Origin of the sequence: Arsenicitalea aurantiaca (assembly GCF_003994485.1) — a bacterium.
Taxonomy (GTDB): domain Bacteria; phylum Pseudomonadota; class Alphaproteobacteria; order Rhizobiales; family Devosiaceae; genus Arsenicitalea; species Arsenicitalea aurantiaca.
Genome location: NZ_RZNJ01000004.1, coordinates 246,902 through 259,015 on the forward strand (window position 1 = coordinate 246,902; position 12,114 = coordinate 259,015).

A 12,114-nucleotide genomic window follows, 5' to 3' on the forward strand; every position below is an offset into this window, starting at 1 on the left:
TGGAAAAACGTTAGCATTCCCATGCCGCCGATCAAGGTTAAAAATTCTGCCGCAGCAGGGACCAACCCGGTGCCCGAGGCGGTGCGCAAGGCGCGCGCCAAGATCAGGAAGGGCGGCAAGCCCCTCACCCGTATCCAGCGCGAGAAGCAGGATATCATCCTCGATGCGGCGCTCGAGATCTTCTCGCTGCACGGCTTTCGCGGGGCCACCATCGACCAGATCGCCGACGCCGCGGGGATGAGCAAGCCGAACCTGCTCTATTATTTCCCCTCCAAGGAGATCATTCACAAGCGCCTCATCGCAGAGCTGCTCGTGACCTGGCTGGCGCCACTGCGCGAGATGGACCCCGACGGCGACCCCATCCCGGAGATCCGCTCCTACATCCGGCGCAAGCTCGAGATGGCGCGCGACTATCCGCGCGAAAGCCGGCTCTTTGCCAACGAGATGCTGCAGGGCGCGCCGCGCACCATCGACATGCTGGAGGGGGATCTGAAGGCCCTCGTCGACGAGAAGGCCAAGGTGCTCTATCGCTGGATGGACGAGGGCAAGATCGCCCGCACCGACCCCTATCACCTGATCTTCGCGATCTGGGCGACGACCCAGCATTACGCCGATTTCGACGTGCAGGTGCGCGCCGTGCTCGGCAAGGGCCGCAATGGCGAAGGCCGCTTCGAGGACGCGGCGCGATTCCTCGAAAACCTGTTCATGACCGGGCTCGGCACCAAGCGCGCGTGAGAATGTCGCGCCCGTTTCGACTGGTTGCAATGCAGAGGTGTGCGGCAAGCGTTCGTGAACGAAGAGCGGCCATGATGGGGACCCTCGCCGGAGCGCCCGCATGCTTGCCGTCCTCGTCGATGCCGAAAACGTGCCCGCCCGGCACCACGCTGAAATTCTCGCCCATGCCGCGCGGCTCGGACCCGTCGGCATCTTCCGGGTCTTCGGCGATTTCAGCGCCGGGCGCTGCGGCAGCTGGCTGACGCTCTCGCAGTCCGAGGCGATCGAACCCGTGCTGCAGATGAACGGCGGCCGGAACGCCACCGACATCGCGATGACCATCGCCGCGATGGACCTGCTCCATTCAGGCAGGCTCGGGACGCTCTGTCTCGTGAGCTCGGACAGCGACTTTCGGCCGCTCGTCCTCCGCCTGCGGGCGGCGGGCATCGAGGTGCATGGGATCGGCAATGGCGGCAAGGGACTGCGCGCGGCCTGCACCAGCTATGCGCTGCTCGAGCCAGCTCCCAGATCGCCCGCCACAGCGCCGGCCGCGCCCAAACCCAAAGCCGAACAGGCGGTCAAGCCGGCGGTCAAAGCCGCCACCACGCCAGCCCCGCGCACGGCGCCGTCCGCGGCCGAAATCCAGGTGCTGAGAACCCTGATCGGGCGGCTCGCCGAGACCGAACCGGTGCGGCTCGCGACCCTCGCCCAGACCCTTCACAAAGAGCACAAGCCGCTGGCCGTGCGGATCGGCGGCAAGGGCTTCAAGACCCGACTTGCGGCGCTCGGCATCGCCCGGCTGTCCCGCGCGAACGGGATCGACTTCGTCGCCTCTTCGGCAAGCGTCAACGGAGCTGCGCGCGGGTAGCGCCTCTCTGGCTCAGAGAGGATAGCCGCTCAGGAGCCGGGGGCCGGTGCCGGAGAGGCCGGCGGCGCGGGCGATCATGGCGGATTTGACCGGCGCCATGCGGTCGACCATGCCGAGCCCGAGATCGCGGATGGCGCGGAGCGCGGCAACATCGTTGGAAAAGAGCCGGTTCATGCCATCGGTGACGAGGCCCATGAGGGCGGTGTCGAAGCGCCGCCAGCGCTGGTAGCGCTCGAGGACATCGGGCGCGCCGTGATCGAGACCGAGCCGCATGGCCTCGACGATGGTTTCGGCCAGCGCGGCAACGTCCTTGAGCCCCAGATTGAGACCCTGCCCGGCGATGGGGTGGACGACATGGGCCGCATCCCCGATGAGCGCGAGGCGCGGCCCGATGAAGCTGCGGGCGATCTGGAGCCTTAAGGGATAGGCCTGGAGCCCCTCTTCGGGCGTGACGCGCCCGAGCGCCGAACCCATCGCCGCCTCGATTTCGAGCCCGAGCGCCTCGGCCGGCAGCGCCCGGATGCGCTCGGCCTCGGCGAGCGTCTCGGTCCAGACGAGCGAGGAGCGGTTGCCCGGCAGCGGCAGGCTCGCAAAGGGCCCCTGTGGGCGGAAATGCTCATAGGCAATCCCCTCATGGGGGAGGCTGTGGGCGATGGTGGTGACGAGCCCCGCCTGCCCGTATTCATGCCCCAGAACCCCGATGCCGGCGCGGGTGCGCAGGCCCGACTGCGCGCCATCGGCCGCAACGATCAGCGGGGCGGCAAGCTGCCGCCCATCCTCGAGGGTGAGCAGGCCCGCGCCGCCCTCCCCGGACCAGCCGGTGATGGTGGCGGGCGCGACGAAATCGACCTTGCCCTCGAGCGCGCCGAGCAGCGCGGTGGCGATGGCGCGGTTGGGCACGAGATGCGCGAACGGCTCGCCCGGCACCACATCGCCTTCGAAGCTCAAAAAGAGCGGGCGGGAAATGTCCCCCTTGCCCGAATCGGTGATGCGCATGGCGCGCACGGGCTCGGCACCGGGCAGGAGTTCCCCCCAAACCCCGAGCGCTTCGAAAACGCGTCGGACGCCCGCCGCGATCGCCGAGGCGCGCTGGTCCTGCGGGACCCCGAAAGCGCGCCGGTCGACGAGCGCGAGCGAAAGCCCCGGCATGAAGCGGGTGAGGGCGAGCGCAAGGCTCATGCCCACCGGCCCGCCACCCACGATGACGACGTCGAAGCGCTGCGGCGCGGGGCTCGAACTCATTGAAGGGGTCCTCGGGCTTTTGCGATCTGACCAAGACGATGTGCCCGAACACATGGCGCGTCCGCCGGGCCGAAGCAAGGCGACACGAGCGCACACCGATTGGGCAAAGACGCCATTTTTGCCTATTTGATGGGCATGAACAACAAGGTCAGCACTGCTGGCGCAATGGTTCCCCGCTGGATTTCAAGAATAGGTCAAGCAAAATCAATGACTTGCAAATAAAGGCAGCATCTTGGCACGGGTCTTGAGTCTCAAGGCCTGTTGAAGACGGGACCCAAGCACTGAAAGGGGCATCCATGAAACTGGTGGTTGCAATCATCAAACCGTCACGGCTCGAAGAGGTTCGTCAGGCGCTGAACTCGCTCGATGTCCACGGAATGACCGTGACCGAAGTCAAGGGATATGGCCGCCAGAAGGGGCATTCCGAGATTTACCGCGGCACCGAATATGCGGTGCACTTCCTGCCCAAGCTGAAGGTGGAGATCGCGGTGGACGACGCCCAGGCCGACACCATCACCACCGCCATCCGCGACGCCGCCCAGACCGGCCGCATCGGCGACGGCAAGATCTTCGTGCTCGACCTCGAGCATGTCACCCGCATCCGTACCGGCGAAACCGGCGCCTCGGCCCTCTGACGCCAGAGACAGGAGACTGACCCTAATGCTGCAAAGAACAAAGACATTGCTGGGGACCGCCGCGTTGGCATCCCTGCTGCTCGCCCTGCCCGCGATCGGGCAGGACGCCGAACCCGCCCTCGAGGCCGCCGAAGAGGTCGTTGCCGCCGGTGGCGAAGTGCCCCAGCAGGTCCAGTACATCCTCAACAGCTTCCTGATGCTGTTCGGCGGCGTGCTCGTCTTCTGGATGGCGGCCGGCTTCACCATGCTGGAATCGGGCCTCGTTCGCTCCAAGAACGTCTCGATGCAGATCCTCAAGAACATCACCATGTATTCCCTGGCGGTGCTCGCCTATTACGTCATCGGCTACCAGATCATGTATCCGGGCGATGGCTGGCTGATCGACGGCATCCTCGGCGCGATCGGCATCGCCGTGCTCGAGCCGGTGGGCCTTGCCCCCGAAGCGGCCGACCTCACCTATGCAACGACGAGCTCGGACTTCTTCTTCCAGGTGATGTTCTGCGCCACCGCAGCCTCGATCGTTTCGGGTACGGTTGCCGAGCGCATCAAGCTCTGGCCGTTCCTCGCCTTCGTTTTCGTCCTGACCGCGCTCATCTACCCGATCCAGGCCTCCTGGAAGTGGGGCGGCGGCTTCCTCGACGCCGATTTCGGCTTCCTCGACTTCGCCGGCTCCACGGTCGTGCACTCGGTCGGTGGCTGGGCGGCGCTCGCCGGCGCGATCATCCTGGGCGCACGCAAGGGCAAGTATAACGAGAACGGCTCGGTCAACCCGATCCCCGGCTCGTCCATGCCGCTGGCCGCGCTCGGCATGTTCATCCTCTGGATGGGCTGGTACGGCTTCAACGGCGCATCCCAGCTTGCCATGGGCACGGTCGGCGACATCGCCGATGTGGGCCGCGTGATGGCCAACACCAATGCCGGTGCCGTGGGCGGCGCGCTCGCCGCGGCGGTCGCGACCTACTTCATGTACAAGAAGATCGACGTGACCATGGTGATCAACGGCGCCCTTGCCGGCCTCGTCTCGATCACCGCCGAGCCCCTGACCCCGGGCATGGGCACTGCGAGCCTGATCGGCGCCGTCGGCGGCATCATCGTGGTGTTCACCGTTCCGATGCTCGACCGGTTCAAGATCGACGACGTGGTGGGCGCCATTCCGGTGCACCTGTTCGCCGGCATCTGGGGCACGATCGCGGTGGTCTTCACCAACCCCGATGCGAACCTCTTCGGCCAGCTCGTGGCGATCGTCGTCGTCGGTGTGTTCGTCTTCGTGACCAGCGCCATCGTCTGGCTGATCCTCAAGGCCGTGGTCGGGCTGCGCCCGAGCGAGGAAGAGGAAGCCCTCGGCTTCGACAAGTCCGAAGTCGGCGTCGAGGCCTATCCCGAGTTCAAGTGACGCTCCTGGCGGTCCGGGCCTCGCCCGGGCCGCCACCCCGTTCCGGCTCCGGCTGGAAACGGCATGCAGCCCATGCCCTCTTGGTCCGCCACGGAGGCTTCCCACTCGCACCGCATGGGCTGCATCCCCTTTCCCGCCACGCTCCCCGGGCAAGTGCTCGATCTGCACCCCGATGCAGCAGCCTGCCCAAAAACTGTGCAGAAATCGCGCTTGGCTGAGACAGGTTTCCCGGGCGACGAGCTAATCTCTTCAATCTGCTCAACAATCTGGCACAGCGGATTTGGCACGCGGCTTGAGTCTGGTCTGCCAGTCCATTTGCGCCGGAAGGGCACGACATGAAACTGGTTACCGCCATCATCAAACCATCGCGGCTCGAAGAGGTGCGCCAGGCCCTCAACGCGCTCGACGTCCACGGCATGACCGTGACCGAAGTGAAGGGCTATGGCCGTCAGAAGGGGCATTCGGAAATCTATCGCGGCACCGAATATGCAGTGCATTTCCTGCCCAAGCTGAAGCTCGAGATCGCCATCGAGGACGCCCAGCTCGACGCCATCACCGGCGCGATCCGCGACGCCGCCCAGACCGGCCGCATCGGCGACGGCAAGATCTTCGTCTTCGACCTCGAACACGTCACCCGCATCCGCACCGGCGAAACCGGCGCCGCGGCGCTCTAGCCCGCACCCATCGGAGTTTTCCCATGACTGCCCTCGCCAAATTTACGAGTCCGGTCGGCCGACGCCTGTCGAGCCTCGCCCTCGCCGGGCTTGCCCTGCCGCTCCTCGGCCTTGCCGCCCGGGCCCAGGATGCCCTGGGAACCGCCGCCGAGCCCGCAAACGCCGCAGCCGAAGCGGCCGCCGAGATCGTGACCGCCACCGTCGACAAGGGCGACGTCGCCTGGATGCTGGTGTCGACCATGGTCGTCATCCTGATGACCATTCCGGGCCTTGCGCTATTTTACGGCGGGCTCGTGCGCTCCAAGAACATCCTGTCGGTCCTGACCCAGGTTTTCGCGGGCTTTGCGATGATCGCGCTGCTCTGGGTCGCCTATGGCTATTCGCTGGCCTTTGCCGGCCCCACCGAAGGCGGGCTCTCGGCCTTCATCGGCGATTTCTCGCGGCTCTTCCTCGCCGGCATCACCCCTGATTCGGTGGTCGACACCTTCACCGAGGGCGTACAGATCCCCGAACTGGTGTTCGTCGTCTTCCAGCTGACCTTCGCGTGCATCACCGCCACCCTCATCGTCGGCGGCATTGCCGAGCGCATGAAGTTCGGCGCGCTGATGGCGTTCCTCGCCATCTGGTTCACCTTCTCCTACCTGCCCATCGCGCACATGGTGTGGTCCGGCCCCGGCCTCCTCTTCGGGCTCGGCGCGCTCGACTTTGCCGGCGGCACGGTCGTGCACATCAATTCGGGCATTGCCGCGCTCGTCGCCGCAATCGTCCTCGGCCCCCGCGCCGGCTTCATGAAGGAGCCGATCGCGCCCCATAACCTCACCTTCACCTTCGTGGGCGCGTGCCTGCTCTGGGTTGGCTGGTTCGGCTTCAATGCCGGCTCCAATCTCGAGGCCAACGGGCTGACCGCCCAGGCCTTCCTCAACACCATCACCGCGCCTGCGGCCGGCGCGCTCGCCTGGGCGCTGGCCGAGCGGGTGACCCGCGGGCATGCGAGTGCGCTCGGCGCAGTCTCGGGGGCGGTGGCGGGTCTCGTCGCCATCACCCCGGCGGCCGGGCTCTCCGGCACCGCGGGCGCCATGGCGCTCGGGGCGGTGGCGAGCCTTGCCTGCGTCTGGGCGGTCGTGACCCTGAAGCCGATGCTGCGCTATGACGACAGCCTCGACGTCTTCGGCATCCATGGCGTGGGCGGCATCGTCGGCGCACTCGGCACCGCGATCGTCGCGGCCCCGGCGCTTGGCGGCTACGGCCCGGCCGAGGGCTATGCGATCGGCGGCCAGTTCGTCATCCAGGCAATCGGCGTGGGCATCGCCATCGTCTGGTCGGGCGTCGTGACCTATGTCGCGCTCCTCATCGTCAAGGCGATCTTCGGGGGGCTGCGCGTGCCCGAATCGGCCGAGAGCGACGGGCTCGATCTCGCAACCCATGGCGAGCGCGCCTACAACGCCTGAGCCCGTTTGCCTTCCAGGTGCGATGCACGCGACCCCCGGCCCCGCGCCGGGGGTCGTTTTGCGTTTCGGGCAGGGGATCGGGGTTAGCGTCGGATTAACCATGGACGCCTAGCATGACGCTCCAATGGGCGAACGCCCTCCCCCGCGTCAGCCGATAGTCCCGAGAGCCCCGACAAATGCCGACACAGAACCTGACCGATGACCTGACAAGGCCGGCCCATGCGATCGCCATCCGCATCCCGGTGCGGCTCGTGGGCTTCATGCTGCTGGGGCTCGTGGGGTTCTGCATGCTGGCGCTCGCCACCTGGTCGGTCGATGACCCGAGCCTTTCCTATGCGACGGTGAAGGCGCCCGAGAACTGGCTCGGCTTCCCCGGCGCCGTGGTCGCCGATCTGCTCTTCCAGGTCTTCGGGCTTTCGGTGCTGGTGCTTCTCGTGCCCCCGGCGCTCTGGGCGTGGAAATTCATGCGCCTCGTCGTGCCGGCGCGGATGGGGCTGCGCGTGCTCGCCTGGGCCGGGGCGAGCCTCATGGCCGCAGGCGTGCTCGCCTTTCTCGCCATCCCTTCGACGTGGCCGCTGCCCACCGGGCTTGGCGGGCTCGTGGGGCAGGGCTTTGCCAATCTGGGCCTGCTCGTGACCGGGGAGGAGCCGCAGCCGGTGACGGCGATCCTCTTTGCCGTAATCCTCGCCGTGCCGGCGCTCGCGCTCTTCTGGGTCGCCGCAGGCACCGGAACCCCGGCGCGGACGAGGAAGAAAGCCTCCCGCGCCGAGAATGCGCGGGCGCGCATGACCGAAGAGACCGATGAGGATGGCGGCAACGACCGGCCGCGCGTGCTCGACATTGCGCTCGGGGCCATGGCTCATATGGGCTATTCGGCCCGCACCGCGCTCCGCCGCGCCCGCGCGGGGATTGCCGCCCGCCGCGCCGCCGGCGCCGAGGACGAGGCCTGGCGGGGTGGGGCGGTGGAGCCCGCCCTTTCGGGCCATGCCGGCATGCAGGACGGCAGGCGCGAGCCCGGGTTCGGCACCCAGAAACGCATCGCGCCCGTGCCCGCACCGGCCCCGGTCCATGGCGGACATGCAGGCCATGAAGATTTCGACGAACCGCCCTTCGATGCGCCGCTCGACGATTATGCCGAAGCCTATGTCGAGGACGTGGATTTTTCCGATGATCCCTTCCCCGAGGAGGACGAGCCGGTCCATGCGCCCGCCCCGGTGCGCGCCGCACCCCGTCCGGGCATCCAGCACGGGCAGGGCATGCAGGGGGATTCCCGCTTCCAGCCGGCCCGTCGCGGCGGCACCCCGGCAGTCGCGCCCGTCGCAGCGCCGAGCGCGCGCGTCGCGGCCCCCGTCGCCCGTCCGGTGCCGAGCCAGCGCGCGACGCGGGAGGCCCAGGGCTCGCTGCTCGAGGATCCGTTCGGGTTCGAACTGCCGCCGCTCAGCCTGCTTGCCGAACCGCGCCAGAACGGGGTGATGGAAGAGCACCGCCCCGAGCGGCTCGAGGCCATGGCGCGCCGGCTCGAAGGGGTGCTCGAGGATTTCGGCGTCAAGGGCGACATCATCAATGTCCGCCCGGGTCCCGTCGTCACGCTCTACGAGCTCGAGCCGGCCCCCGGCATCAAGTCGAGCCGCGTCATCTCGCTCGCCGACGACATCGCCCGCTCGATGAGCGCGATCTCGGCGCGCGTCGCCGTCGTACCGGGCCGCAACGCCATCGGCATCGAGCTGCCCAACAAGACGCGCGAGACCGTCTTCCTGCGCGAAATGCTCGCCTCGGCCGATTTCGAGAAGATGAAGGGCAAGCTGCCCATCTGCCTCGGCAAGACGATCGGGGGCGAGCCGATCATCGTCGACCTGGCGCGCATGCCGCACCTGCTGATCGCCGGCACCACCGGCTCGGGCAAATCGGTGGGCATCAACACCATGATCCTGTCGCTGCTCTACCGCATGAGCCCCGAGCAGTGCCGGCTGATCATGATCGACCCCAAGATGCTCGAGCTCTCGATCTATGACGGCATCCCGCACCTTTTGACCCCCGTGGTCACCGATCCCTCCAAGGCCGTGGTCGCGCTCAAATGGGCGGTCCGCGAGATGGAGGACCGCTATCGCAAGATGAGCAAGATCGGCGTGCGCAACATCGACGGGTTCAACCAGCGCGTCGGGGAAGCCAAGAAGAAGGGCGAGGTGATCACCCGCACCGTGCAGACCGGGTTCGACCGGGAGACGGGCGAGGCGATCTTCGAGAGCGAGGAGTTCGATCTCGAGCCGCTGCCCTTCATCGTCGTCATCGTCGACGAAATGGCCGACCTGATGATGGTCGCGGGAAAGGACATCGAGGGCACCATCCAGCGCCTCGCCCAGATGGCGCGTGCGGCGGGCATCCACATCATCATGGCGACCCAGCGCCCCTCGGTCGACGTGATCACCGGCACGATCAAGGCCAACTTCCCAACCCGCGTCTCCTTCCAGGTGACCTCCAAGATCGACAGCCGCACGATCCTGGGCGAACAGGGCGCCGAGCAGCTGCTGGGCAATGGCGACATGCTCTACATGGCCGGGGGCGGGCGGATCCGGCGCCTGCACGGACCGTTCGTTGCCGACAACGAGGTCGAGAGCGTCGTTGCCCATCTGAAGGCGCAGGGCGCGCCCGACTACCTCGATTCCATCACCTCCGAGGACGATGACGGCGATGCGCCCTTCGGCGAGGAGGCCGACGGCTTCGGGGGCTCGGGGGACGAGCTCTACGACAAGGCGGTCAACATCGTGCTGCAGGACAAGAAGGCCTCGACCTCCTACATCCAGCGCCGCCTCGCCATCGGCTACAACCGCGCCGCGACGCTGATCGAACGCATGGAGCAGGAAGGCGTGATCTCGCCGGCCAACCATGCCGGCAAGCGCGAAATCCTCGTGGGTGGCGACCAGGAGTACTGATCACGAGGCGGGGCCCGGCCCCGCCTTCAAACGCCTGAACCGGAGGTGAACGGAACCTTCCAGCTGTCGCCGCAATTGCTGGGTAGATACGCCTCACTTCATTCCGCCAAGGACAGCTCCGCCCATGAACCGCCGGACCCTTCTGAGCTCGATTGCAGCCCTCGCCTTCCTCCCGCTGACCGCCCGGCTGGGCTTTGCGCTCGACCGGCCGCTGACAGCCGAAGAAGAGCAGATGATCCGCGAGATCGGCACCCACAATTCGGCGATCCGCACCATGGCGGGACGCTTCCTGCAGATCGACAGCCAGGGTGGACGCAGCGAAGGCACGTTCTTCCTCGAGCGCCCGAGCCGCATCCGCTTTCGCTACAATCCCCCGAGCCGCGAGGAGATCATCTCGGTGGGGCGCGGCTTCTATGTCGTCGACCGGCGCGAGCAGACCCAGTACGCCTATCCCCAGGACCGCATTCCGCTACGGCAGTTCCTCGACAGCGAGATCAACTTCTTCAACACCAACATCGTCGCGGTCTCGAGCTCGGCGGATTACTTCACCATCACCCTCGCCGACGACACACCGATCGGAGTGGTCGAGGTGTCGCTCGTCTTCGACAGCGCCAGCAAGGACCTCGTGCAGTGGTCGCTCGTCGAGCCGAGCGGGGCGGAACTGACCTTCTCGCTTTATGACGTGCAAAAGAACGTCGAGATCCCGCGCTCCTATTTCTATATCGACCCCACCTATCGTTCGGTCGAGCCGCAGATCCGCTGAGGCACGGGGCCAAGGCTTGTCCTTGGCCCCACCCATTGCCATAAGGGCTCCGATCCCTCCCGGAGCCCTTTTTCATGCCCGTTTCGATTGCCACCTGGAACATCAATTCGGTCCGCCTGCGGCTCGGGCTCGTGCTCGATTTTCTAAGGCAACACGGCCCGGACGTGCTGATGCTCCAGGAGATCAAATGCACCAATGACCAGTTTCCCACCGAGGCTTTTGCCGCGGCAGGATATTCTCATCAGGCGGTGCATGGACAGAAGGGCTATCACGGGGTGGCGACGCTCTCGCGCTTCCCGCTCACCGACGTGTCGCGCCGCGCCTTCTGCGAGATCCCCGATTCCCGCCATGTCTCGGCCATGCTCGATTTCGGGCGCGGGCCGGTGACGGTGCACAATTTCTACATTCCCGCCGGCGGGGACGAGCCCGATCCGGTGCTGAACCCGAAATTCCGCCATAAGCTCGATTTCCTGAGCGAGCTCGAAACCTGGTTCTGCGAGCCGCTCTTTGCACGAGGGCACATCATCGCGGGCGATTTCAACGTCGCCCCGCACGAGAACGACGTCTGGAGCCACAAGCAGCTGCTCAATGTCGTGAGCCACACCCCGACCGAAACCGAGGCGCTCGACAGGCTCCTGACGGGCGGCGGGGGCTGGGTGGACCTCGTGCGCAAGCACATTCCGCACGACCAGAAGCTCTATTCCTGGTGGAGCTACCGGGCCAAGGACTGGGAGGCCTCCGATCGCGGGCGGCGGCTCGACCATATCTGGTCGACGCCCGATATCGCAGCCTTCACCTCGGGCGCCGAGATCATCAAGCCGGCCCGGGGCTGGAGCGAAAAGCCGTCCGACCACGTGCCGGTGATCGTCCACTTCGCCTGAAGCGGCGGCTCAGTCGCGCCGGATGCGCGGCCGGATGTCTGAAATCGCGCCCAGATAGCCGGTGAGTTCCGCGCGCAGGCGGTCTGCAGCGCGCTGCGCGAGATCGGGGTTCTGGTTCAGGAGCTTCAAAAAGGCGCTTCTGGGCACGTGCAGCGTCTCGACCTGGTCGACCGCGGTGATGGTCACTGGACGCGGCTTGGCGAGGACGAGCGATGTCGGCCCCATCAGTGCGCCGCTGGTGCTGACGATATAGGGATTGGCTTCCCCGTCATAGGCCGAGGCGACGCTGCCCGACACGAGCACATGGGCGCCCTCAGGAACCTCGCCGCTCTTGTAGATGATGGTACCGGGTGCGTGGCGCAGGCGCTGGCTGGAAAAAGCTAGCAGGCGACGCTGTTCGCCCGTGCAGATCTTGAAGAAATCCGCCCGCGCAAGAATCGTCGCCTGGTCGTCGAGCTGCATACTGCCCCTGTTCCCGCGCCGGAGCCAGCGGCGCCGGCCCGGGCGTCACTCCCGCTGGCCCTCACCCCTTATAGACCACGAGCGTAAAGGAACGGGAACGGGTT

Annotated in this window: 11 protein-coding genes; 9 read left to right on the plus strand and 2 right to left on the minus strand. The window is 66.7% G+C overall.

Features of this window, described 5'->3' with window-relative positions; translation table 11 throughout:
• The first annotated feature begins 69 nt into the window (after positions 1–69).
• Both EMQ25_RS12445 and EMQ25_RS12450 read left to right on the plus strand, forming a co-directional pair.
• On the plus strand, positions 70–735 hold the full coding sequence (locus EMQ25_RS12445) for a TetR family transcriptional regulator C-terminal domain-containing protein (RefSeq protein WP_244606574.1): 666 nt from the start codon (positions 70–72) through the stop codon (positions 733–735).
• 100 nt (positions 736–835) lie between these two features.
• Positions 836–1,582 carry an NYN domain-containing protein gene (locus EMQ25_RS12450; protein ID WP_127188907.1) on the plus strand — a complete coding sequence of 249 codons (747 nt, stop codon included), beginning with the start codon at positions 836–838 and terminating at the stop codon, positions 1,580–1,582.
• 12 nt (positions 1,583–1,594) lie between these two features.
• On the opposite strand, the gene EMQ25_RS12455 is transcribed toward EMQ25_RS12450, so the two are convergent.
• Positions 1,595–2,824, minus strand: coding sequence for an FAD-dependent monooxygenase (locus tag EMQ25_RS12455; RefSeq protein ID WP_127188908.1), 1,230 nt, complete (start codon positions 2,822–2,824; stop codon positions 1,595–1,597).
• A gap of 296 nt (positions 2,825–3,120) precedes the next feature.
• Here EMQ25_RS12455 and EMQ25_RS12460 point away from each other — a divergent pair, with 296 nt between their 5' ends.
• From EMQ25_RS12460 to EMQ25_RS12490, 7 genes are all read left to right on the plus strand, one after another.
• Complete coding sequence (locus tag EMQ25_RS12460; protein WP_127188909.1) at positions 3,121–3,459, plus strand: P-II family nitrogen regulator; 339 nt, start codon at positions 3,121–3,123, stop codon at positions 3,457–3,459.
• A gap of 25 nt (positions 3,460–3,484) precedes the next feature.
• Positions 3,485–4,852 (plus strand): ammonium transporter family protein, encoded by a 1,368-nt coding sequence (locus tag EMQ25_RS12465; RefSeq protein ID WP_127188910.1) that lies wholly within the window; start codon positions 3,485–3,487, stop codon positions 4,850–4,852.
• A 335-nt stretch (positions 4,853–5,187) separates the two neighbouring features.
• Positions 5,188–5,526 (plus strand): P-II family nitrogen regulator, encoded by a 339-nt coding sequence (locus EMQ25_RS12470; protein ID WP_127188911.1) that lies wholly within the window; start codon positions 5,188–5,190, stop codon positions 5,524–5,526.
• Positions 5,527–5,549: 23 nt separating this feature from the next.
• Positions 5,550–6,974: an ammonium transporter gene (locus EMQ25_RS12475; protein WP_127188912.1), complete on the plus strand. Its 1,425-nt coding sequence runs from the start codon at positions 5,550–5,552 to the stop codon at positions 6,972–6,974.
• A 176-nt stretch (positions 6,975–7,150) separates the two neighbouring features.
• Entirely contained in the window at positions 7,151–9,904 is a 2,754-nt protein-coding gene (locus EMQ25_RS12480) for a DNA translocase FtsK (RefSeq protein WP_127188913.1), read from the plus strand.
• A 124-nt stretch (positions 9,905–10,028) separates the two neighbouring features.
• A complete protein-coding gene (locus tag EMQ25_RS12485; RefSeq protein WP_127188914.1) occupies positions 10,029–10,667 on the plus strand; it encodes a LolA family protein in 639 nt (212 codons plus the stop codon).
• Positions 10,668–10,741: 74 nt separating this feature from the next.
• Positions 10,742–11,548 (plus strand): exodeoxyribonuclease III, encoded by an 807-nt coding sequence (locus tag EMQ25_RS12490; protein ID WP_127188915.1) that lies wholly within the window; start codon positions 10,742–10,744, stop codon positions 11,546–11,548.
• Between the two features lie 9 nt (positions 11,549–11,557).
• Here EMQ25_RS12490 and EMQ25_RS12495 read toward each other — a convergent pair whose 3' ends face one another.
• The gene (locus EMQ25_RS12495; RefSeq protein ID WP_127188916.1) at positions 11,558–12,010 is read right to left on the minus strand and encodes a Crp/Fnr family transcriptional regulator; all 453 of its coding nucleotides are present in this window, start codon (positions 12,008–12,010) and stop codon (positions 11,558–11,560) included.
• Positions 12,011–12,114 lie beyond the last annotated feature (104 nt).